Below are 22402 nucleotides of genomic sequence, written 5' to 3'. Positions count from 1 at the left end.
TAGTATGAAGGCATGAAAACTGCATTCATGCTCGTGCTGGGCAAAAGGAACAACAAGAATAATGCTTAAACAAGGATTTGATCTCCGGCTGGGTCAGACATTATCCATGACCCCCCAGTTGCAACAGGCTATCCGCTTGCTGCAATTGTCTTCGCTTGAGTTGCAAGAAGAAATCCAGCAAGCACTGGAAGAAAATCCTTTGCTGCAATTATGTGAGGAAGCGGAAGACAAGGATGCCAGCAATGCCCTGCAAGCGGGTGAAGCTCCTAATACTACTTCAGAAGAAGCGTCCAGTACCGCTGATACGCCTCAACTCGACAGCGAAATTCCCGATGAACTAGGCCACGATGCCGAGTGGGAAGACACTTACGACACCCGCAGCAGTAACAGCGATAGCAACGGCGACAAAGACGGTTTCCTCGAAAACCAGCAAAGTGCTGACAGTGGCTTGCAAGAGCATTTGTTATGGCAAATTAATATGAGCAATTTATCCGACACGGATAAATACATTGCCAGCTTGCTGATTGGCTCTTTGGATGATGCCGGTTATTTATGCGATTCCCTCGATGAGATTTTCGCACTGTTGAGCGATGATTTACTGGTCGAGATGGAAGATGTTGAGGTTGTGCTCAAGTACATTCAGCATCTTGACCCGCCCGGTGTGGGTGCGCGTGATTTGCGCGAATGCTTACTCATTCAGCTAGAAAAATACCCCGAAACCCGTTTGTTGTTCAAAGCACGCCAGCTCGTCGAAAAACATCTGGACTTAATGGAACGACGCGATTATAAAGAAATACAGAAAAGACTAAAAATAGATCAGAATGATTTGGAAGGCATGATCGTTTTGTTGCGTAGCTTGCAACCCCGACCAGGCAGTGCTTTTTCTAATTCTACCCCTGACTATATCGTTCCTGATGTTTTTGTACGCAAGTTTAAAGGACAGTGGGTGGTTTCGTTAAATGCTCAAGTAACGCCTAGCTTACAAATCAATCAGTATTACGCTGACATGCTTGGTCATGTCAAAAATGACAGCGATTCCAGCTATTTCAAGACCAATCTGCAACAAGCCCGCTGGCTGATCCGTAGTGTGGAAAGCCGTAATAGCACCTTACTCGGTGTTGCAAAAGCAATTGTTGATCGTCAGAGTGCTTTCATGCAATATGGGGAACAGGCGATGAAGCCGTTAGTACTCAGGGATATTGCAGAAGAGTTAGAAATGCACGAGTCCACCATCTCCCGCGTCACCACCAGTAAATACATGCACACCCCGCGCGGTGTCTTCGAGTTCAAATACTTTTTTTCCAGCCAAGTCGACACCGACACTGGTTCCAGTTGTTCATCAACCGCAATCCGAGCCATGCTCAAAAAGCTGATTGCAGAGGAAAGTCCAGCAACCCCCCTAAGCGATAATCAATTGACAAATCTGCTGAATCAGCAGGGCATCAACGTGGCACGGCGAACCGTAGCCAAGTACCGTGAAGCAATGTCTATCGCTCCATCCCATGAGCGCAAGGCTTTGCTTCCGAGCTGAACCCTATCCCACTGCAAAGGGATAAGGTTTTCCATGACCTGAAAAAAGGAGCTTGCAATGCAATTAGAAATCACTGGTCATCATCTTGAAGTGACAGATTCCATGAGTGCTTACATCCGTGAGAAAGCGGATCGTCTGAAACGTCACTTTGATCAGGTAATGAACATTCACTTTATTTTGGAAGTCGAAAAACAGCAGCATAAGGCGGAAGCTACCCTGCATGTTAGCGGCAACCACATTTTTGCGAATGCTCATGCCAACGATATGTATGCAGCCATTGATGCCTTGACTGACAAACTGGATCGCCAGATTGTCAAGCACAAGGAAAAGGTGAAAGATCACCATCGCCAAGAAGCCGCACAACTGGTTGATGTGGCAGCGTCGGCGGATTAACTCACGATGGACATAACTACCCTACTGACCCCGGAACGTATTGCCCATGCGCAGGAAATGTCCAGCCGCAAACGGGTGTTTGAACGCTTGGCAGAACTACTTGCCAGCGCACAAGACGGTCTTAGTGCCGAGGTTATCTTTGATGCCCTAACTAACCGGGAAAAGTTGGGTAGTACCGCATTGGGGAATGGCGTTGCCCTTCCCCATACCAGCATTGTCATCCCTGAAGCACGCGGGGCTTTGTTACTGTTAGAAGAAGGACTCAAAATGGACGCGCCGGATAAAAAACCCGTGCAAGTGTTCATGGCGATTCTGGTTCCGGCAGACAAAGCCTCCGACTTCTCGCCCTGCATTACCGAATTAGCCAGCATTTTGCTGCAAAAACCGTTGTTAGAGCAGCTTTACCATTACCGTGAACCTGCTGACATTCTTACCTATTTCAATGGTTTGTTACTCCCCACACCGCAGTACTACGCGACTGCGCTGGCGGCATAGCCGATGCACCTTGTTATCATCAGTGGCATGTCAGGCGCGGGTAAGAGTTACGCCTTACACAATTTAGAAGACAGCGGCTATTACTGTATTGATAACCTGCCCTCGCAATTACTGGAAGCGTTGCTGGGCACGGCACAAATTGCCAACCAAACCCATTTAGCCATCGGCATTGATATTCGTGGTGGCAAAGCCAGCGTTGCTGAAATCCCAACAATCATTAAACGGGTACGTCAGCGCGTCCCCAATACACAACTGATTTACTTGTATTCCGATCAGGACACCCTGCGCAAACGTTACAATGAAAGCCGCCGTCGGCATCCGCTTTCTTCCGAAATGCTGGAGCTGGATAAGGCTATTAGTCTGGAAGCTTCGCTACTTAACCCGCTGTCGATTAATGCCGATTTACGCATTGATACCTCCCACACTAGTATTTACGATTTGGGGCATTTACTGAATGCCCGGATTAATCAGGCTGAGCCAAAAAAATTGTCGCTCATGGTGCAATCGTTTGGTTTTAAACACGAAGCACCCTCAGACACGGACTTTTTGTTTGATGTGCGCTGTTTACCCAATCCGTATTGGGTTCCTGAATTACGCCACTTGACCGGCAAAGATCCGGGCATTGTAAGCTGGCTCGAAACTCATAATGCCGTACATCAGATGTACCACGATATTCGTGATTTCTTGGATCGGTGGCTGCCTAATCAAGAGGGGCATTGTCAACGAGCCTACCTGACGGTTTCTATTGGTTGCACGGGTGGACATCACCGTTCTGTGTATCTCGCCGAACGCCTTTACCAGCACTTTCGCAGCACCTTAGGTGATAGCACGGTGTTGCGCCACCGCGAACTCAATGACGTGCGTTAACGCCCGTCCCGCTGTACAATCGGCACGGCATTAAGGCCGCTAAATAACCTTTTACTAAAGCTGGCCTCATTCTTGGGGAGTTATAACCATGCTGCGATTCTTTGACTTCACCAATGGTAAATTGGTCGAGCGCAAATTAACCGACGGACGTTTTGATCAGGCCATGTTGCATACCGGTTGGGTCGATGCGCAAGATACCTCGGATGAGGAGCGTGATCGTTTAGAGGCGTTATTGCATACCGAATTACCAGAATCGGATGATGTTGAAGAAATCGAATCATCGGCACGTTATTTTACCGATAGCAGCGGGATTCATGTGCATTCCCTATTCCTGACACAAAGCGAAGGCCGCATGGATACCACGACGGTGGCATTCATTTTGCAGGCTGAACGCTTGATTACCGTGCGTGAATGCGAATTGGCAGACTTCCGGCTGTTACGGATGCGGGCGCGACGCGGACAAGTTGAAGTGCGTACCCCACGTCACTTACTGTTGACCATGTTTGAGCAAAAAGTGGAAAACTTGGCAGATGCGATTGAAGACATTCATCACGAGTTAGAAATCATTAGCCACCGCGTCTTGGAAGAAACTGAAACCGATTTAGAAAGTGCTATCGACGATTTAGCTGCTTTAGAAGACAGCAACGGTAAAATTCGCCTGTGCTTAATGGATACCCAGCGTTCTATTTCGTTTTTGCAACGTCAATTGCGTGAAAGCAAGGGCGCACAGGAAATCATTCCCGATGTTATCCGCGACATTGATACCCTAATGTCTCACACCACGTTTTTGTTCGATAAAATCAACTTTTTAATGAGTACCACGCAGGGTTTTATCAATATTGAACAGAATAAAATCATTAAGATATTCTCGATTGCGTCGGTGATGTTTTTGCCGCCGACCTTGGTAGCCAGCCTGTACGGGATGAACTTTGAATTTATGCCAGAATTGAAATTCGCTTTCGGTTATCCGATGGCGATTGGCTTGATGATTTTAGCGGGGCTGATTCCCCTCGTTTACTTTAAACGTAAGGGTTGGTTGTAGAGGCGGGCAGAAAGACCCTACCTCTACAAAACACTTGGGTTACTTACCGACGCGCTCACGCACGCCTTGACCCAGCAAATGCACGGTCATAGCGTAGTAGTTGCTGTGGTTGTAACGGGTAATCACGTAGAAGTTGTTATAACCAATCCACGGTTCTTTATAGCCACCCGGTACGGTACTCAGCGCGAGCAAATACGCTGTGCCGCTGCCATTACCGTATTGCGGCGTAATGCCTTGTGCCGCCAATGAGGAAGCGGTGTATTTCACTTTGAAACCGTCTGGCATATTGGCATAAGCATTTGAGCTAACTTGCGCAGGCACAGCCACCGCTCCACCACGCTGCCAGCCATGTTGCGCGAAATAGTTGGCAACGCTACCGATTGCATCAACCGGATTCCACAAATCACGGATACCATCACCGTCAAAATCGACCGCGTAACCGTGGAAGCTGCTCGGCATGAATTGCCCATAACCCATTGCCCCGGCGAATGAACCTTTAGGAGCCAGCGGATCCATGCGCTCACTACGGGTCATCAACATGTAGTTTTTCAACTCTTTAAAGAAGAAATCACTGCGACGTTGGTTAGTAATCGCAGAGGTAACTAACGCATCAATCACGCGATGTTTACCCAAAATGCGTCCCCAACGGGTTTCCACTCCCATAATCCCGATGATGTATTCCGCCGGAACGCCGTAAGTTTGTTCAGCACGCTGCAAATGTGAGCTGTATTGCTGCCAGAATTCAACACCACGCTGAACGTTTGCGGCATTAACGAAACGATCACGGTAAGCAAACCAACCCTTTGGACTACCGGGGTCATTGCTGGTTTGCGCCCACAACCGCGCTACGTCGTCACGGTTACGCACCTGCGAGAATACGCCGTACAGGTAGTTGCGATTAAAACCGCTGCTGGCTGCAAGATTTTCAATGAATCCAATCAATTGAGCATTACCCGCGAAATCACCGCCTAATCCGGCAGCGGAGTAATTACCCACACCCTGCCCGCCGTAACTAACGGACTGCGGATCTTCATTTCTTCCCTGTTTACCATGCCTGCCGTGTTTACCACCCGGCTGCTTTGGAGTCACCGTGCCAACACCGTCATCAGATTCTATTTTTTGCGGTGTCTGACTACAAGCACTTAAGCCTAATGCGAGTACTGCTACTGCGGAATACGTACAAAAATCCCTAAAAAGACGCATCCAATTCTCCTTTGGTTACTGAGTAAACTTCACGAAATTACCCGCCTCTTCAGCAATCGGCGGAAACTGATTAGTAATAGCATCGCTCACCGTCACAGGGTCTGGCGAACTTAACGACGGAAAACGCCAACCGCCGGGCATATAGCCCATTTCATACGGGGCATTAATCATTTTATCCCATACATCACCGGTAAAATCGGTGTAAAAGTCCGGCCAAATGTAGCGGGTGTCGCCCCACGGCTTCATTTCCTTCTTTTTAGGTGCTTGCGGCACAGGGCGCACTGGATAAGGTGATGGTTGACGCTGTTGCATGGCATACGGATTATAAGCCTGCCCGTAGGGGTAAGCCTGATAGCCGGGATACGCACCGTAATAGGGCTGCTGCGGATACATCATGACCGGGGCACGCGGCGCACCAGCATTCGGCTGCGGCGGGAAAGTTAACGGCGGCATCGCTTGCACCTGAGCAGGCATTGCTGCGGGCTGAGGTGCGGCAACGGCGGGTTGTTGCTGCACGGGCGCGGGCGCAGGTTGTGCCGTATGCACACCTGGCATCAAACCCAAAGCCTCAATCGGTGCAGTAACGGGTGGCGTAGTAGCTTCCCCTTCTGCATACGCGGTGTTGCCAAGCAACAGAGCAACCAGCGTTACAACGCCTTGTAGTGTATTCATAGTGTCCGCTACTCAATGTGGTGAATGAGGGTTAGGATAGCAGAAAAGGCTTAGCGGCTGTAAAACACTTTCACCCAGACAGTCCATCCAAAATGCCCAAAATGCTTCCCGGACGCTCCCGTGATTTAGCACGAAAATAGCTACTTTGCTGATAAAACGCCGCATCGCTATTAGCCCACCAACCCGGAATCCCCAGTACTGGCACGGGGTTCAAATGCAACGGCGACAATAATTTCCCCGCCGCTAGGAAATCGGTGATGACATGATCAAGCCATACACGTTGTGCTTGATTATCCTGCGAAAAAAACGCGGGCGGAACTTCGACCAGTAACGCATGAGCCGTTACCCCAACATACGGGGTTAACAGTTTTTCCAGCAGCGCATGACCAATAACAAAACACGCCATGTCATTACCCCACGCATCACGCTGTTCCACAAATAACGTTTGCCAGTCAAAATCCAAAATAGGCTGCAATCCCGCCCGCCGCGTCGACACAATGACCACACCGCTTTCGTCAAATAACGTCAAGGCATCACGTTGCGGAGTACGTTGTTTGCCGTATTGCTGCAAATCTGCTGCGTGTTGCGCATTGATCTGGACTTTGGTACGCGGGTATTGAGACCACATCAGCGCGTTAAAAAAATCATGCCAATTGGCAGGGCGTGTCGCCACCATGCCGTGCTGAAAAATACGCTCTTCGTAATACAATGCGGGAAAAGGTAAGGTCGCATCTTGCGCTACAAACTGGATCGGCATTCCCGATTGTGCTTGTAAATCAACAGGTAACAACCGCTGCAACGCCTCACACTCAGGCCATTGCTGATAACTTAACCACGCATCAGCCGCCGGTAATTGCTGAAAAACCGGGTGTAATGTCGCAAACTGCGGATTCCACACATCCAAATCTGTCACCTATCCGCCACCAAATGATAACTCCTCACCGTGCGTCCATCCGGTTCAACCGAGTGCAAATGCACATCGTAACCCCATAAACGGTGGATATGCCGCAACATTTCATTCACATCCGCACTCAACGGGCGACGCTCGTTGAGCATGTGTTGCAGGGTTAACGCCCGATCACCACGTACATTCACATGATGTACCTGAATGTCCGGCTCCTGATGACTCAGATTGTACTGCCGCGACAATACTTCACGCACCTGCCGATAGCCGTCATCGTTGTGAATGGCGGTAATGTTGATGGTATTTTTACGATCATCATCTTCCAATGCAAATAGGTGAAAATCGCGAATCACTTTAGGTGATAAAAACTGCAAAATGAAACTTTCATCCCGGTAATTACGCATCACCGTATCAAGGGTCGCAATCCAATCCGCTCCGGCAATATCGGGAAACCACCGCCGATCTTCTTCCGTCGGGTGTTCACAAATGCGCCGAATATCACTCATCATCGCAAACCCCAACGCATACGGATTAATACCGTTGTAATAAGGGCTATCAAACGCAGGCTGACTCACCACATTGGTATGCGAAGTGAGGAATTCCATCATAAACCCCTCATTCACCAAGCCCTCGTCATACATTTCATTGAGAATGGTGTAATGCCAAAACGTTGCCCAGCCCTCATTCATTACCTGCGTTTGGCGTTGCGGGTAAAAATACTGCGCCACCTTGCGCACAATACGAATGATTTCACGCTGCCAAGTCGCCAATGCCGGAGAATTCTTTTCAATAAAATATAAAATGTTTTCTTGCGGCTCCTCGGGGAAATGTGTAATCACGCTTCCCGCTTCTTCCTGTAAGCGTCCGCGATGCGGCAAAGTACGCCACAAATCGTTCAAATGCTGCTGAATATACAACTCACGTTCTTGCTGACGTTCGCGCTCTTCTGCGGCGGAAATCGGCGCGGGGCGTTTATAGCGATCCACCCCGTAATTCATTAACGCGTGGCAAGAATCCAGCAACAACTCCACGGATTCCACTCCGTAACGATCTTCGCAGTCACTAATGTATTTTTTAGCGAACATTAAGTAGTCGATAATCGCTTCCGCATCCGTCCATGCGCGGAACAAATAATTGCCCTTGAAAAACGAATTATGCCCGTAACAAGCGTGCGCAATCACCAACGCCTGCATGGTTAAGGTGTTTTCCTCCATCAAATACGCAATGCACGGGTTGGAATTAATCACAATTTCATAGGCCAACCCCATGCGTCCACGGGTGTAGTTTTGCTCCACATTGACGAAATGTTTACCATACGACCAGTGATTGTAAAATAACGGCATCCCCACTGAGGCATACGCATCCATCATCTGATCAGAACGGATAATCTCAATCTGATTCGGATAAGTATCCAACTTAAATTTTTGCTGGGCAATCCGTGCAATTTCTCGGTTGTAAATTTCAATGGTTTCAAATGTCCATTCGGAACTGGTGGAAATATAGGCTTTAGCAACCATTACGCACCCTCCTCGCCCGCGTGCTTACGGAATAACTCGCGAAACACCGGGTAAATTTCGGCATTATGACGCACCCGCTGAATCGCAAACCGCTCCTGAAAATCGCGCTGCAACTGTTCGTACAACTGCCACAAACCTTGCGGATCACGATCACCGATTTCAATATAGGTGTAATATTGCACAAACGGTAAAATCGTCGACAGCAACGCTTCGCCACACCGCGCATTGTCTTCGTGCCAATTATCACCATCGGAGGCTTGCGCCACGTAAATATTCCAAGCATTCGGGGAATAGCGTTCTTCGATAATATTTCCCATTAAATTCAACGCACTGGAAACCACCGTACCGCCGGTTTCGCGGGCGTAAAAAAAGGTTTCCTCATCGACTTCCTGCGCTTGGGTGTGGTGACGGATAAAGACCACTTCGATTTTCTCGTAGTTCTTTTTCAAGAATAAATACAGCAAGAAAAAGAAACGTTTCGCGGTATCTTTAATATCCTGCGTCATTGAGCCGGACACATCCATCACACAAAACATCACCGCTTTCGGCGAAGGCTTCGGCACTTTAACTTTGAGATTGTATTTCAGATCGAAATCATCCAGCCAAGGAATCGTGTGCATCCGCACATTCAGGTGTTCCAATTCCGCCAGCAATAACAAGCGTTGCGCTTCATTATCTTCACTGTTTTCAAGCTGTTCCAACGCGCTCAATTCTGCCAACACTTCGCGGCGACGGCGACGCTCCTTACCCCGCAAGGCAATACGCCGCGCATGGGCACTGCGCATTGAGCGCACAATATTGACCTGCGCCGGATTGCCCACTTCGCTGACTCCGGCACGCTGGTAATCAAAAGAATCCATGCTGGTCAACTGGCGTTTCACCATATTCGGCAACGCTAAATCTTCAAACAAATAATCCAAGAACTCTTCTTGGGTAATTTGGAAGATGAAATCATCATCGCCTTCGCCATCTGCTGAAGCCTGCCCCGAACCACTGCCACCACCCGCGCCACCCGGCGGACGCTGAATACGATCACCCGGCATAAACTCCTTATTACCCGGATGCACCATATCGCGCTTGCCGCCCTGCCCGTGCCGAAACACGGGTTCAGAAATGTCACGCCGAGGGATCGGAATGCTTTCCCCTTGTTCCATATCCGTAATGGTGCGACGGCTCACCGCGTCTGACACCGCTTTACGGATTTGTTGTTGATAACGCTTGAGGAATCGCTCACGATTTACCAAGCTCTTGTTTTTGCTGTTTAAGCGGCGGTCAACAATGTAGGCCATGCAGCCCTCCTTTATTGTGACTTGCGTACCCGTAAATACCACTCCGCCAACAAGCGCACTTGTTTTTCGGTGTAACCGCGCTTCATCATGCGCTCAACAAAATTATCGTGCTTGCGCTGTTCATCCGCCGTCGATTTCGCGCCGTAAGAAATAACCGGCAATAAATCTTCGGTGCTGGAGAACATTTTCATCTCAATCACACGCCGCAATTTCTCGTAACTCGTCCAAGACGGATTGCGCCCACCGTTATTCGCCCGTGCCCGCAACACGAAATTGACGATTTCATTACGGAAATCTTTCGGATTACTAATACCAGCGGGTTTCTCGATTTTTTCCAGATCCGCATTCAGTGACGCACGGTGCAATAACTCACCGGTTTCAGGGTCACGGAATTCCTGATCTTGTATCCAGAAATCTGCGTAAGTCACGTAGCGGTCGAACAAATTCTGACCGTATTCAGAATACGATTCGAGGTACGCCGTTTGAATTTCCTTACCGATAAAATCCACATAACGCGGAGCTAAATACTCTTTAATAAAGCGGATATAACGGTCTTGCAACTCACGCGGGAACTGCTCTTTCTCGATTTGCCGCTCCAACACATACATCAAATGCACCGGATCAGCCGCTATTTCAGTCGCATCGTAGTTAAATACTTTCGAGAGAATCTTAAACGCAAAGCGCGTGGAAAGCCCGTTCATGCCTTCGTCAACACCCGCAGCATCTTGATATTCCTGCATCGTTTTCGCTTTGGGATCAATATCCTTGAGGTTTTCACCATCGTAAATACGCATTTTAGAGAACAAATTGGAGTTTTCCGGCTCTTTCAAACGCGATAGCACAATGAACTGCGCTAACAGTTTCAAAGTATCCGGGGCGCACGATGCCGCAGCCAATGAACTATTAAACAATAGCTTATCGTAAATTTTAATCTCTTCTGTGACCCGCAAACAGTACGGCACTTTCACAATCGAAACGCGGTCGATAAACGCCTCGTTGTTACGATTATTTTTAAAGGTTTGCCATTCAGACTCGTTGGAATGCGCCAAAATCACCCCGGAAAACGGAATCGCACCGATACTTTCCGTACCGTTGTAATTGCCCTCCTGGGTGGCGGTCAACAGTGGATGTAACACCTTAATCGGTGCTTTAAACATCTCCACGAATTCCATCAAACCTTGATTGGATAAGCACAAACCGCCGGAATAGCTGTACGCATCCGTATCATTTTGTGGGTAATCTTCTAACTTGCGAATATCCACCTTGCCGACCAGCGAGGAAATGTCTTGGTTATTTTCATCGCCCGGTTCGGTTTTGGAAACCGCTAATTGGTTAAGGCGCGAAGGGTAACGTTTCACCACCCGAAACCGGGTAATGTCACCCCCAAACTCATGCAAACGCTTCACTGCCCAAGGCGACATCACGGTTTTCAGATAACGGCGCGGAATGCCGTAATCTTCTTCCAGAATTGCCCCGTCTTCTTCCGCATTAAACAACCCCAGTGGCGATTCATTAACCGGAGAGCCCTTGATGGAGTAAATCGGAGCGCGTTCAATCAAGGCTTTCAAACGTTCAGCCAACGACGATTTACCACCGCCCACCGGCCCCAACAGGTACAACACCTGCTTGCTTTCTTCCAGCCCCTGCGCGGCATGGCGCAAAAACGACACGATTTGCTCAATGCAATCTTCCATGCCGTAAAATTCGGAAAATGCCGGGTAACGGCGAATGACTTTGTTAGAAAAAATGCGGCTCATGCGCGGGTCACGTGACGTATCCACCACTTCGGCTTCACCGATGGCATACAACATGCGCTCGGCAGCACTGGCATAAGCCATGCGATCTGCCTTACAAAGGTCGAGGTATTCCTGAAGTGAGTATTCTTCTTCTTGCAGAGCTTCGTAGCGGGACTGATAGTGATTAAATAATTTGCTCATCTTATTCCCCTTGGCTAGTGTGAATGCGGAGTAACAATTCCGCACCCTATCTTTTAGACTAAAGTTGTACCAAAAAGTGTAATTTTTATTTCAAGATCATTGATGCATACAATTTAGTCTAAGCTTGCCACTACTCACATAAATAACCGATGAATGGATATTTAGCATTCCCCACAGGCACAGGCATAAAAAAGCCCCGCAACACCCACTGGTGTGCGAGGCTCTTCAACCAACATTACCAACCTTACGGAGGGCAATCCCAAACGCTGCATTCTTCTTCAGTAATGTGCACATCCGCTGGCGGACTAGTCATTACAAAAGAATCTGTTAAGAACGCTTCGTTGGGTGCTTTGTAAACCAGCACCACACTCGAACCGCTGCGTAACAAACGAATGGTAGATTCCAGACGACGATCAGGCCAGTACAACATAATGCGGGGCGAACTGACAGCCGGACGTAAATCCTCGTCGTCGTCCATAAAATAGATTGACCCTACCATCGCATTGTGGACATCGTAAAGGTGGATTTCTGCCCATACGCCGTGACGGACATGACGATGAATAGTGCGGTAAGACGCAATAGCATGTTGAATCATTGCTTGTTCCTCCATGAAACACTAGAACTTGATTGGGGACTTCAAGGGTTTTAACTAACCCCTCGCACCCTAAAGTTTAGTTCGATTTCAACATCCTATTGTGAATACGCCAAGGACTCCGACAAACGGTATCAATGCGTATCAATACGGTATATCCAGCCTAAAAATTACTTAACGATCAAAGACTAAAGCCATACCTTGTGCCGGAACATCCAACACCTGGCCATCCTGCCACACCAAGCATCCATTCACCCAAGTTGCAGCAATACTGGAGCGGAATTCATAGCCGTCAAACGGAGTCCAGCCACACTTTGATAGGCTATTAGCGTGGGTCGCCAAAAACGGTTTATCAAGATCCACCAACACCAAATCCGCCCAATAACCTTCACGGATATAACCGCGTTCTTTGATATTAAACATCTCAGCAACCGCGTGACTGGTCTTTTCCACAATAAACTCTAGGGAAAAAATACCATCCTGATAATGCTCTAACACCGTTTGCAAAGCGTGTTGCACCAATGGCAAACCCGACGGTGCTTTGAAATAACTTTCGCTTTGTTTTTCACCCCAAGTATGCGGCGCGTGATCTGTACCAATCACATCCAAACGCCCATCCAGCAAGGCTTGAATAATACCTGCACGGTCTTCGGCGGTTTTAATCGCCGGATTACACTTAATCAACGATCCTTTAGTCGCATAATCTTCATCCGCAAAATGCAAGAAATGCACGCACGCTTCCGCCGTAATCCGCTTATCCTTCAATGGCAGATCCGCAAACATTTCCGCTTCTTTCGCGGTAGAAATGTGCAAAATGTGTAAGCGCGTACCACAACGTTTTGCCAGTTCCATCGCCATTGACGACGATTTGTAACATGCGGCTTCGCTACGAATCACCGGATGCAGGTGAAACGGAATCGCGTCACCGTAAATACCCCGGTAACTTTCTTCATTTTCTAAAATACTGGGGGTATCTTCACAGTGTGCGGCAATCAAGGTCGGCGCGTGGGTAAAAATTTGCTCCAACACTTCCGGGTCATCTACCAACATATTGCCGGTTGATGCTCCCATAAATACCTTAATCCCGCAGGCATCGCGCGGATCTAAGGCTTTAATCGACTCCAAATTGTCATTGGACGCGCCGAGGTAAAAAGCGTAGTTCGCCAAACTGCGCCCTGCCGCCAATTGCTTTTTTTCATTCAGCACAGCAGTATTCAGCGTATTCGGCATGGTATTCGGCATATCCATAAAGCTGGTAATACCGCCCGCCACCGCAGCACGACTTTCGGTTGCCATATCGCCTTTGTGGGTCAAACCCGGCTCACGAAAATGTACCTGATCGTCAATCATTCCCGGTAATAAATAACGCCCTGCGGCATCCACAACGCGCACACCGGGTGCACTCAAACCATGCCCGATGGCCTCAATACGCCCATTGCGGATTAACACATCACGCTGGGTAATTACCCCTTCGTTGACGAGGTTCGCATTAACGATCAAACAGTTATTCATCCGGGGAAACTCCTTGAAATCAGGAAAGCCGCTCAAGAATCAAAAAATCGTGGGGATAGGGATTGTTAGCGTCAGCCGCGTGTTCGGTACGCGCTAACTCACGCCATTGATAGGAAGTATAATCAGGAAAAAATGTATCGCCAGATAAACTTTCTTTAATGAGGGTTAAATACAGACGTTGGGCTTGTGGCAGGAAATGCGTATAAATCTGCGCCCCACCGATCACCATCACTTCCGGCACATCCGCCACGCAAGCCAATGCAGCTTCAGGCGAATCCATTCGTTCCGCACCCACCGGAACAAATTGAGGGTCGCGCGAAATCACCAGATTACGCCGCCCCGGCAAAGCCCGACCAATCGAATCCCACGTCTTGCGCCCCATGATAATGGGCTTACCAAGGGTATTGCGTTTAAACCATGCTAAATCCGCAGGCAAATGCCAAGGCATCTGCCCATCACGTCCAATGACGCGCTGTTCACCCGCCACGGCCACAATCAAGGACAACATGACTATTTCACAACACGTAAAGCAGGACGTTGGCGTGTTGGCTTAGGTGGCTCTGGCTCGTCATCCTGCTCAGTCACCTCATCGCTGCTATCGACACTATCACCGCCGGAAACCGCCGCCAAAGAAGGCGTTGGACGCACATCCTGAAACGCTTCCATGTTATCCGTCAGCGCGTACTCATCTGGCGGAAAACTAATGCCGTCTTGGGTTTCACGCGAATAAATCGCCATGACCGACGACATGGGCAAATAAATAGCGAAGGCTTTACCGCCGAAACGTGCACTAAAGGTGACGCTATCGTTGTCCATCATTAAGTTATTTGCTGCCGTCATGCTCACATTTAACACAATGCTGCCGTCTTTCACGAACTGACGCGGCACTTTCACTTGTGGAGAACGCGCATCGACTAACACGTGCGGAGTCATGCCGTTATCAACAATCCACTCATAAAAAGCGCGGAGTAAATAAGGGCGTTTAGCGGTAGTAGTGGTCGCATCATTCATGGGCGAATCGACTTCTCAACCTTGCTTAAGGACTGCTGGAAAGCATCGCGTGAAAACACTCTTTCCATGTACTTCAAAATGGGTTTGCCCTGTTTTTCCGGTACATCAATACCGTACTTCGGCAAACGCCACAAAATCGGGGCGATGGTGCAATCCACTAAGGAAAAATCATCGCTTAAGAAATACGGTTTTACTGCGAACACTTCAGCGGCAGACAGGACACTTTCACGCAAAATTTTACGCGCTTGTGTCGCACTGGCTTCATCGCCACCTTCAATGTCGCTCACCAAAGAAAACCAATCTTTTTCAATACGGAACAACGCCAAGCGGGAATGCGCACGAGTCACCGGATCAACAGGCATCAAGGGTGGATGCGGAAACCGCTCATCCAAATATTCCATGATAATGCGGGCATCGTACAGCACCAAATCACGGTCAAGCAGTGTTGGCGTGGTGTTATAAGGGTTCAGCTCAGACAAATCATCCGGTTTGTTGTCTGGATTAATGTTCAGAATATCAACCGTAATATCCTTTTCTGCTAAAACAATACGCACACGGTGACTGTCTGCACAATCAGCGGCGGAAAATAATGTCATAACAGATCTTCGACTGGAAAGCGAAGCCATAGACGCGGAACTCCCTATACTGGAAACAAAAAAGCCACTCTATTTTATACTAGAGTGGCTTCGAGGTGTTATACCGGAAAAGGATTAATGAACATCCTTCCAGTATTCTTTCTTCAGGAAGTAAGCAAATACTGCAAACAAACCTAAGAACAGCAGCACAAACACGCCGTAGCCGATACGGTGCAGTTTCGCGGGCTCACCTACATAAGTCAGGAAATTGGTAAGATCGCGTACTACTTGATCATACTCAGGCGCACTCATTGAACCCGGCTTAACCAGTTTCAACTCGCAATGCTCAACCGCATGGTCGCCTTCGCCTTCCTTAGTGCAATGCTTTTCTTGCAGACCTTGCAACTCCCACAGTACGTGAGGCATACCAACGTTCGGGAACACGGTATTGTTCACGCCCATCGGACGGCTAGGATCAGCATAGAATGCCTTCATGTAGCTGTAAATCCAGTCGGAACCCCGTGAACGCCCAACCAATGACAAATCCGGCGGCGGCGCACCGAACCATTCCGCAGAATCCTTCTGTGAAATAGCATTCTTCATCAATGCGCCTGCATTTTCCGGCTCACCATCCGCATTGCGGGTAAAAATCAGGTTTTTAATCACCTGATCTTCAGTCAAGCCCAAATCAGTGGCGATACGGTTGTAACGGCTGTAGCTCAACGCATGGCAGCCCATACAATAGTTCACGAAATACTTCGCACCACGTTGCAGGCTAGGCGTATTGTGGATGTCCACATTGGCTGATTCCAGATGCACGCTATCACCACTAGCAACAGCAGCTCCAGAAACCAGCAGAGAAGCCGACAGTGCGAACATTACACTTGCAATAAACTTTTTCATGTTGTCACACCTCAACCAGTTACGCGATCAGGAACAGCTTTTTCTTCGTTGCAGCTTGATTTAAAAGCAGGCAACAGCAAAGTCAACGCCAAATACGCTACAGGCCAAATGAACTGAATCAGCATTTGAGTAGTGGCTTCAGCATCGCCCGGTGTATAACGGAATACCACGTCATAACCCACGATTGCTGCCAACAAAATACCGAACCACATTACATACTTCGCTTTTGACGGGTTGCTGTGAATCCAGAGAACCACGAAGAAGATGAAGTAAATCTGTGTCATACGAGTACCCAATTCCTTGAATACCGGTGTAACCGCTTCAACACCCATCCAACCCAGCACCAAGAACACTACGGCAAACAAAATCAGGTTGATTTTGTGTGCGCTGTTACGGTAACGCCAAGATTTAACCGGGTTACGGTCAATCCACGGCAGTACAAACAGCACCGCAATCGCGCCGAACATCGCCAAAGTACCAAAGAATGGGTCTGGAATCGCACGTAATACAGTGTAGAACGGTGTGAAGTACCAAACCGGGGCAATGTGCAAAGGTGTTTTCAGTGCATTTGCAGGTTCAAAGTTAGGTGCTTCCATAAAGTAGCCACCGCCCTCTGGTGCAAAGAACAGGATGGCAAAGAAGCCCATCAAGAACACCACAACACCCAAAATGTCTTTCACAGAGTAGTAAGGGTGGAAAGGGATACCATCCGACGGAGCTGTTTCACTCCAACGATTGCCTTTAGGCCCTTGCTTGATTTCAACGCCATCCGGGTTGTTAGAACCAACCGCGTGCAATGCCACGATGTGGACAAATACCAGCGCAGGCAACACCAAAGAAGGCAGGAAGAAGTGCAATGCAAAGAAACGGTTCAGGGTAGCATCGCCCAATACGAAGTCACCACGAATCCAAGTAGACAAGCCTTCACCGATCACTGGAATGGTGTTAAACAAGTTGATAATAACCTGCGCACCCCAATAAGACATCTGACCCCAAGGCAGTAAATAGCCCATGAAAGCAGTTGCCATCAATGCCAGATAAATCGCCATACCGATCAACCAGATCAGTTCGCGCTTACCTTTGTAGGATCCGTACATCAACGCGCGGAACATGTGGAGGTAAACCACGATAAAGAACGCAGAAGCACCAGTAGAGTGCATGTAACGGATGAACCAACCACCCGGCACATCACGCATGATGTATTCTACAGAAGCAAATGCCAAGGCTGTATCAGGCTTATAGTGGAATGCTAAGAACAAACCGGAAACAATCTGGATAACCAGCACCAGCATCGCCAGTGAACCGAAGAAATACCAGAAGTTAAAGTTTTTAGGCGCATAGTAACCAGCCAAATGCGCTTGCCACGTTTCCATCATTGGGAAGCGATCTTCAACCCAACCTAAGAAACCCGTGTAATTATGTTTTGGACGCTCTGCCATTATGCTGCACCTCCATCTTCACCGATCAAAATGGTATTGTCATCTTTGAAGTAGTACGGAGGCACTTCCAAGTTAGCTCCGGCTGGAACATTCTTGTAGACGCGACCTGCTAAATCGAAACGTGAACCGTGGCAAGGGCAATACCAGCCACCTTTCCAGTCAGCCCCTAAATCAGCAGGAGCCAGCTCAGGACGGTAAGTCGGTGAGCAACCCAGGTGGGTACAAATCCCGACTAACACCAAATACTGCTCTTTGCCTTCGCGGGTACGTGCCAAGTTTTTGGCATATTCCGGCTGTTGCTTGACATTATCGGAATTAGGGTCTTTCAACGCCCCATCCAAACCTGCCAACGTATCCAGCATTTCTTTAGTACGATTGACCAGCCATACCGGTTTACCGCGCCAAATTACCCGAATCTGTTGACCCGGCTCGGCCTTACTCAAGGAAACCTCAACAGGTGCACCTGCGGCAAGTGCCCGCGCACTCGGATTCCATGAATTAAGGAACGGAGCCGCAACCGCTGCCACCCCTGCTGCACCAACCACGGATGTGGCGGCAATCAGGATGCGGCGACGGCCTTTATCTACTCCAGAATTTGCCATCGTTAGCACTCTCCCAAATGTTCAAAACTTAACCTGACCCACTACTGCAAATTCAGGAAACCGACTTGCAATAATGTTAAATTTCTGCGTCATTGACCCAAACGTAGCTATATTAGCATATGCTAAAAGACAGCGTAGAATGTCGGAATTCATGTCTAAAATCAAGCGAAAATGAGCGTCGCCCACCGTAAAAACGGCGCACTTTGATTTAGATCATTTCACCAAACAGGCCACAATGCGCGGCAATGGTAGCATAAAAATACAGAAAATAACCTGACTTATGCCGGGTTATTGATGTCAATGAAACGGTGTTCTAAGCCCAATGTTGCTGCCAAGTGCTCGCCCAATGCCTGAATGCCATATCGCTCGGTCGCATGATGCCCTGCTGCAACATAATGAATGCTGTTTTCTCGCGCAAAATGCACCGTATGTTCGGAAATTTCGCCACTCAAATACGCATCTGCCCCCAGCTCAAAAGCTTGCTGGATATAACCTTGCGCCCCGCCAGTACACCAAGCAATGCGTTGGATGGGATGCTCACCGCCTGTAATCAGCAAGGGTTCGCGCCCTAACACTGCCGCAACGTGTTGCCCGAATGCATCCAAACTCATGGGTTCAGCCAGCGAACCGACATTGCCCACGCCTTGCAGTTCACGTTCATCCATCACGCCTTCGGTGTGAATACCCAGCCGTGCCGCCAATTGCGCGTTATTGCCTAACGTCGGATGCGCATCCAGCGGCAAGTGATAACCCAACAAACTGATGTCATGCTGAAGCAAAGTCGCAATCCGGCGTTTTTTCATGCCGCGAATCACCGCTGACTCGCCTTTCCAGAAATAACCGTGATGCACCAAAATCGCGTCAGCACCATATTCTACTGCCGCATCCAGCAACGCTTGCGAAGCAGTTACACCCGTAACAATGCGCTTAACTCCCGCCCTGCCCTCAACTTGCAAACCATTCGGCGCGTAATCGCGGAACTTGCCGACATTCAGCAAGGTATTAATGTGGGTTTCGAGTGCATAGAGATTCATAGCTCTGCCAATACGCTCAGGAAGGCTGCCATTTCCTCATCCGTACCGATGGTAATCCGCAAATATTCGTTAATGCGCGGCTTATTGAAGTAACGCACCAACACACCGCGCTGTTTCAGTGCCAGATACAAGCTTTCCGCATTGCCCGCAGGTGGACGCGCAAACACGAAATTCGCCGCTGACGGTAATACGCTGAAACCCATCTCGGTCAGGCTTTGCACCGTCATCTCACGGGTAGCGATAATTTTCTGGCAAGTATCCTCGAAATACGCTTTATCACGCATCGCCGCCGCCGCACCCGCAATCGCCATGCGCCCCAAGGGGTAAGAGTTGAAGGAATTTTTCACCCGTTCCAGCGCAGTGATCAAATCAGGATGCCCCACCGCAAACCCAACCCGCAAACCCGCCAGCGAACGTGACTTGGAGAAGGTTTGCACCACCAATAAATTTGGGTACTTGTCGATCAGCGGAATCGCGGTTTGCGCCCCAAAATCAACGTAGGCTTCATCGACGACCACCACGGATTCCGCGTGAGTTTGCAACAAAGCTTCAATCGCATCCAAACCCAATGCCATGCTGGTGGGCGCATTCGGATTGGGGAAAATAATTCCACCGTTATCCACCGCATAATCGCCCAGACACACCCGAAAATCCTCACGCAACGGGATTTGTTGCGCATTAATCTGGTAAAGATTGGCGTAAACGGGGTAAAAACTGTAGCTAATGTCCGGGTATAGCAACGGCGCGTCGTGCTTGAGCAAGCCTTGGAAAACGTGCGCTAACACCTCATCCGAACCATTCCCGACGAAAATATTGGCGCGTTGCACATTGTAATAATCGGCAATCGCATCCTTCAGCTCGTCCGCATTCGGGTCAGGGTACAGCCGCAACCGCTCATCCGCCGCTGCGTGAATTGCCGCGAGTGCATTCGGCGAGGGCGGATACGGGCATTCGTTGGTATTCAGCTTGATGTAACGCTGGTCTTTGGGCTGTTCACCCGGTACATACGGGTCGAGATTGTGTACCAGCTTGCTCCAGTATTGGCTCATGCGTGCTTGTCCGGTGGAGAATATAAAAAGGGGATGATATAGCGGAAAAGGGTTATTGGCGAATATGCCCGTCACCCAACACCACAAACTTCTGCGAGGTCAGCCCTTCCAAACCCACAGGGCCACGGGCGTGGATCTTATCGGTGCTAATCCCGATTTCCGCACCGAAACCGTATTCAAACCCGTCGGCAAAGCGCGTAGAAGCATTCACCATGACCGAACTGGAGTCGACTTGGCGCAAAAACGCCCGCGCACGGGTATAGTTTTCGGTAATAATCGCATCCGTATGGTGTGAGCCGTAGTCGTTAATGTGCGTAATCGCCGCCGCCATGTCCGGCACAACACGAATCGCCAGAATCGGCGCGAGGTATTCGGTTGACCAATCTTCTTCGGTAGCAGGAATCGCCTGCGGTAACAATGCACAAGTACGCTCGCAACCGCGCAACTCAACACCTTTAGCCGCGTATTCTGCTGCGAGTGCTGGCAAAATATCAGCCGCAATCGCCTCTGCCACCAACAAGGTTTCCATCGCATTACACACACCGTAACGGTGCGTTTTCGCATTGACCGCCACCGCAATCGCTTTCGCAGCATCAGCCTGATCGTCGATGTAGACGTGACAAATACCGTCCAAGTGTTTGATTACCGGAATACGCGATTCCGCGCTCACACGCTCAATCAAACCTTTGCCACCACGTGGCACGATTACATCGACGTATTGCGCCATGCGTAACAGTTCACCGACGGCGGCACGATCCACGGTTTCCACCACTTGCACACTCGCGCTTGGCAAACCCGCAGCCTGCAACCCATCACGTACACACGCCGCAATCGCCTGATTGGAATGAATCGCTTCGGAACCACCACGCAAAATCGTCGCATTACCCGACTTCAAACACAGTGCAGCGGCATCCACCGTCACATTGGGGCGCGACTCGTAAATAATCCCGACGACACCCAACGGCACGCGCATTTTCCCGACCTGAATACCCGATGGGCGGTAATTCATGTCGGTAATCGTCCCAATCGGATCGGGCAGCGTCGCCACTTGGCGCACGCCCTCTGCCATCCCCGCAATGGTTTTATCGCTTAACGTCAGACGATCCAGCATTGCTGCATCCAAACCCTTGGCACGTCCGGCAGCTAAATCCTTGGAATTTTCACTTTTCAACCAATCGGCACGCGCTAATAACGTATCCGCGATGCTCAACAACGCTTGGTTCTTTACAGATGTGTCGGTATTGGCAAGGATTTTTGAAGCCTGTTTTGCTTGCTGACCAATACCTTGCATGTAAGCGAAAATGTCCAAACCGGATTCCTCGTGCGTTATTAGAAACAATGATGGCATAATACCACGGGAAGTGACTTATGCCGTGCTTTCTGCTACAACAGCACCATTTTTCTTTGAGGCCAGAGTACCTTGAGCGAACGCAGTGACCGCATCTACCGCATATCCTTCGTCAATCAAGACAGGATTTACGAAATCTTCGCCAAGCAGGTTTACGAATCTGACCTGTACGGTTTTGTGGTGGTCGAAGAAATTGTGTTTGGCACACAAAGCAGCCTAGTCATCGACCCCGGTGAAGAACGCCTCAAAACCGAATTCGAGGCAGTGAAACGCAGCTTTATCCCGATTCATTCCGTAATTCGGATTGATGAAGTGGAAAAGACCGGCATTAGCAAAGTGCACGCACTGGATGGCAACCCAGCCAGCAACATCAGCCACTTCCCGCGCCCCGCTGGTAACAAAAAGAACGATTAAACCCGCCCAAAATGCTCGAAAATCGGGCAGATGCGCCCGCATTAAGACAAGGTGGTTTGCCGAAAAACTGCTA

The 22402-nt window shown here is 49.2% G+C and carries 23 protein-coding genes; 6 read left to right on the top strand and 17 right to left on the bottom strand.

Annotated elements, in window-relative coordinates; translation table 11 throughout:
* The first annotated feature begins 61 nt into the window (after window positions 1-61).
* The 5 genes from J9260_RS04820 to corA all read left to right on the top strand — a co-directional run bounded on the left by J9260_RS04820 (window position 62) and on the right by corA (window position 4328).
* Window positions 62-1531, top strand: coding sequence for an RNA polymerase factor sigma-54 (locus J9260_RS04820; protein WP_210219912.1), 1470 nt, complete (start codon window positions 62-64; stop codon window positions 1529-1531).
* Window positions 1532-1588: 57 nt separating this feature from the next.
* Window positions 1589-1924, top strand: coding sequence for a ribosome hibernation-promoting factor, HPF/YfiA family (gene hpf / locus J9260_RS04815; RefSeq protein WP_210219911.1), 336 nt, complete (start codon window positions 1589-1591; stop codon window positions 1922-1924).
* A gap of 6 nt (window positions 1925-1930) precedes the next feature.
* On the top strand, window positions 1931-2419 hold the full coding sequence (locus J9260_RS04810; RefSeq protein ID WP_210219910.1) for a PTS sugar transporter subunit IIA: 489 nt from the start codon (window positions 1931-1933) through the stop codon (window positions 2417-2419).
* A 3-nt stretch (window positions 2420-2422) separates the two neighbouring features.
* Window positions 2423-3286, top strand: a complete 864-nt coding sequence (gene rapZ / locus J9260_RS04805) for an RNase adapter RapZ (protein WP_210219909.1) — start codon at window positions 2423-2425, stop codon at window positions 3284-3286.
* Window positions 3287-3374: 88 nt separating this feature from the next.
* Window positions 3375-4328, top strand: coding sequence for a magnesium/cobalt transporter CorA (corA, locus tag J9260_RS04800; RefSeq protein ID WP_210219908.1), 954 nt, complete (start codon window positions 3375-3377; stop codon window positions 4326-4328).
* Window positions 4329-4367: 39 nt separating this feature from the next.
* Here corA and mltB read toward each other — a convergent pair whose 3' ends face one another.
* The 17 genes from mltB to J9260_RS04715 all read right to left on the bottom strand — a co-directional run bounded on the left by mltB (window position 4368) and on the right by J9260_RS04715 (window position 21876).
* A complete protein-coding gene (mltB, locus tag J9260_RS04795) occupies window positions 4368-5531 on the bottom strand; it encodes a lytic murein transglycosylase B (RefSeq protein ID WP_210219907.1) in 1164 nt (387 codons plus the stop codon).
* A 15-nt stretch (window positions 5532-5546) separates the two neighbouring features.
* Window positions 5547-6203 carry a hypothetical protein gene (locus J9260_RS04790; RefSeq protein ID WP_210219906.1) on the bottom strand — a complete coding sequence of 219 codons (657 nt, stop codon included), beginning with the start codon at window positions 6201-6203 and terminating at the stop codon, window positions 5547-5549.
* Window positions 6204-6273: 70 nt separating this feature from the next.
* Window positions 6274-7116, bottom strand: a complete 843-nt coding sequence (locus J9260_RS04785) for a DUF3025 domain-containing protein (RefSeq protein ID WP_246499632.1) — start codon at window positions 7114-7116, stop codon at window positions 6274-6276.
* Complete coding sequence (locus J9260_RS04780) at window positions 7113-8624, bottom strand: SpoVR family protein (protein WP_210219905.1); 1512 nt, start codon at window positions 8622-8624, stop codon at window positions 7113-7115. Before J9260_RS04780 ends, J9260_RS04785 begins: the two co-directional genes overlap by 4 nt.
* The gene (locus tag J9260_RS04775; RefSeq protein ID WP_210219904.1) at window positions 8624-9913 is read right to left on the bottom strand and encodes a YeaH/YhbH family protein; all 1290 of its coding nucleotides are present in this window, start codon (window positions 9911-9913) and stop codon (window positions 8624-8626) included. The genes J9260_RS04780 and J9260_RS04775 overlap by 1 nt, the downstream gene beginning before the upstream one ends.
* Window positions 9914-9924: 11 nt before the next feature.
* The gene (locus tag J9260_RS04770) at window positions 9925-11850 is read right to left on the bottom strand and encodes a PrkA family serine protein kinase (protein WP_210219903.1); all 1926 of its coding nucleotides are present in this window, start codon (window positions 11848-11850) and stop codon (window positions 9925-9927) included.
* A gap of 244 nt (window positions 11851-12094) precedes the next feature.
* Window positions 12095-12445, bottom strand: coding sequence for a hypothetical protein (locus J9260_RS04765; RefSeq protein ID WP_210219902.1), 351 nt, complete (start codon window positions 12443-12445; stop codon window positions 12095-12097).
* A 171-nt stretch (window positions 12446-12616) separates the two neighbouring features.
* Window positions 12617-13954: a dihydroorotase gene (locus tag J9260_RS04760; protein WP_210219901.1), complete on the bottom strand. Its 1338-nt coding sequence runs from the start codon at window positions 13952-13954 to the stop codon at window positions 12617-12619.
* Window positions 13955-13973: 19 nt separating this feature from the next.
* Window positions 13974-14462 (bottom strand): type 3 dihydrofolate reductase, encoded by a 489-nt coding sequence (folA, locus tag J9260_RS04755; protein ID WP_210219900.1) that lies wholly within the window; start codon window positions 14460-14462, stop codon window positions 13974-13976.
* A gap of 2 nt (window positions 14463-14464) precedes the next feature.
* Window positions 14465-14965, bottom strand: coding sequence for a ClpXP protease specificity-enhancing factor (locus tag J9260_RS04750; RefSeq protein WP_210219899.1), 501 nt, complete (start codon window positions 14963-14965; stop codon window positions 14465-14467).
* Window positions 14962-15591, bottom strand: coding sequence for a glutathione S-transferase N-terminal domain-containing protein (locus J9260_RS04745; protein WP_210219898.1), 630 nt, complete (start codon window positions 15589-15591; stop codon window positions 14962-14964). The genes J9260_RS04750 and J9260_RS04745 overlap by 4 nt, the downstream gene beginning before the upstream one ends.
* A gap of 84 nt (window positions 15592-15675) precedes the next feature.
* Window positions 15676-16443 carry a cytochrome c1 gene (locus tag J9260_RS04740; RefSeq protein ID WP_210219897.1) on the bottom strand — a complete coding sequence of 256 codons (768 nt, stop codon included), beginning with the start codon at window positions 16441-16443 and terminating at the stop codon, window positions 15676-15678.
* A gap of 11 nt (window positions 16444-16454) precedes the next feature.
* Complete coding sequence (locus J9260_RS04735; RefSeq protein WP_210219896.1) at window positions 16455-17882, bottom strand: cytochrome b; 1428 nt, start codon at window positions 17880-17882, stop codon at window positions 16455-16457.
* On the bottom strand, window positions 17882-18484 hold the full coding sequence (gene petA / locus J9260_RS04730; RefSeq protein ID WP_210219895.1) for a ubiquinol-cytochrome c reductase iron-sulfur subunit: 603 nt from the start codon (window positions 18482-18484) through the stop codon (window positions 17882-17884). Before petA ends, J9260_RS04735 begins: the two co-directional genes overlap by 1 nt.
* 278 nt (window positions 18485-18762) lie before the next feature.
* Window positions 18763-19518 carry a Nif3-like dinuclear metal center hexameric protein gene (locus tag J9260_RS04725; protein ID WP_210219894.1) on the bottom strand — a complete coding sequence of 252 codons (756 nt, stop codon included), beginning with the start codon at window positions 19516-19518 and terminating at the stop codon, window positions 18763-18765.
* The gene (gene hisC / locus J9260_RS04720; RefSeq protein WP_210219893.1) at window positions 19515-20567 is read right to left on the bottom strand and encodes a histidinol-phosphate transaminase; all 1053 of its coding nucleotides are present in this window, start codon (window positions 20565-20567) and stop codon (window positions 19515-19517) included. Before hisC ends, J9260_RS04725 begins: the two co-directional genes overlap by 4 nt.
* A gap of 52 nt (window positions 20568-20619) precedes the next feature.
* Window positions 20620-21876, bottom strand: a complete 1257-nt coding sequence (locus tag J9260_RS04715) for a glutamate-5-semialdehyde dehydrogenase (RefSeq protein ID WP_210219892.1) — start codon at window positions 21874-21876, stop codon at window positions 20620-20622.
* Between the two features lie 111 nt (window positions 21877-21987).
* Here J9260_RS04715 and J9260_RS04710 point away from each other — a divergent pair, with 111 nt between their 5' ends.
* The gene (locus J9260_RS04710; protein ID WP_210219891.1) at window positions 21988-22329 is read left to right on the top strand and encodes a DUF1820 family protein; all 342 of its coding nucleotides are present in this window, start codon (window positions 21988-21990) and stop codon (window positions 22327-22329) included.
* Window positions 22330-22402 lie beyond the last annotated feature (73 nt).

The sequence above is a fragment of the Thiothrix unzii genome (assembly GCF_017901175.1).
GTDB classification, from domain to species: domain Bacteria; phylum Pseudomonadota; class Gammaproteobacteria; order Thiotrichales; family Thiotrichaceae; genus Thiothrix; species Thiothrix unzii.
Note: the sequence above shows the minus strand (reverse complement) of the source record. Positions and strands in the feature narration are given on the sequence as shown.

Bases quoted from the DNA above. Each gene is read 5' to 3' on its own strand.
- J9260_RS04820 (WP_210219912.1), top strand. From the start codon at position 62: ATGCTTAAACAAGGATTTGATCTCCGGCTGGGTCAGACATTATCCATG.
- hpf (WP_210219911.1), top strand. From the start codon at position 1,589: ATGCAATTAGAAATCACTGGTCATCATCTTGAAGTGACAGATTCCATG.
- J9260_RS04810 (WP_210219910.1), top strand. From the start codon at position 1,931: ATGGACATAACTACCCTACTGACCCCGGAACGTATTGCCCATGCGCAG.
- rapZ (WP_210219909.1), top strand. From the start codon at position 2,423: ATGCACCTTGTTATCATCAGTGGCATGTCAGGCGCGGGTAAGAGTTAC.
- corA (WP_210219908.1), top strand. From the start codon at position 3,375: ATGCTGCGATTCTTTGACTTCACCAATGGTAAATTGGTCGAGCGCAAA.
- mltB (WP_210219907.1), bottom strand. From the start codon at position 5,531: ATGCGTCTTTTTAGGGATTTTTGTACGTATTCCGCAGTAGCAGTACTC.
- J9260_RS04790 (WP_210219906.1), bottom strand. From the start codon at position 6,203: ATGAATACACTACAAGGCGTTGTAACGCTGGTTGCTCTGTTGCTTGGC.
- J9260_RS04780 (WP_210219905.1), bottom strand. From the start codon at position 8,624: ATGGTTGCTAAAGCCTATATTTCCACCAGTTCCGAATGGACATTTGAA.
- J9260_RS04775 (WP_210219904.1), bottom strand. From the start codon at position 9,913: ATGGCCTACATTGTTGACCGCCGCTTAAACAGCAAAAACAAGAGCTTG.
- J9260_RS04770 (WP_210219903.1), bottom strand. From the start codon at position 11,850: ATGAGCAAATTATTTAATCACTATCAGTCCCGCTACGAAGCTCTGCAA.
- J9260_RS04765 (WP_210219902.1), bottom strand. From the start codon at position 12,445: ATGATTCAACATGCTATTGCGTCTTACCGCACTATTCATCGTCATGTC.
- J9260_RS04760 (WP_210219901.1), bottom strand. From the start codon at position 13,954: ATGAATAACTGTTTGATCGTTAATGCGAACCTCGTCAACGAAGGGGTA.
- folA (WP_210219900.1), bottom strand. From the start codon at position 14,462: ATGTTGTCCTTGATTGTGGCCGTGGCGGGTGAACAGCGCGTCATTGGA.
- J9260_RS04750 (WP_210219899.1), bottom strand. From the start codon at position 14,965: ATGAATGATGCGACCACTACTACCGCTAAACGCCCTTATTTACTCCGC.
- J9260_RS04745 (WP_210219898.1), bottom strand. From the start codon at position 15,591: ATGGCTTCGCTTTCCAGTCGAAGATCTGTTATGACATTATTTTCCGCC.
- J9260_RS04740 (WP_210219897.1), bottom strand. From the start codon at position 16,443: ATGAAAAAGTTTATTGCAAGTGTAATGTTCGCACTGTCGGCTTCTCTG.
- J9260_RS04735 (WP_210219896.1), bottom strand. From the start codon at position 17,882: ATGGCAGAGCGTCCAAAACATAATTACACGGGTTTCTTAGGTTGGGTT.
- petA (WP_210219895.1), bottom strand. From the start codon at position 18,484: ATGGCAAATTCTGGAGTAGATAAAGGCCGTCGCCGCATCCTGATTGCC.
- J9260_RS04725 (WP_210219894.1), bottom strand. From the start codon at position 19,518: ATGAATCTCTATGCACTCGAAACCCACATTAATACCTTGCTGAATGTC.
- hisC (WP_210219893.1), bottom strand. From the start codon at position 20,567: ATGAGCCAATACTGGAGCAAGCTGGTACACAATCTCGACCCGTATGTA.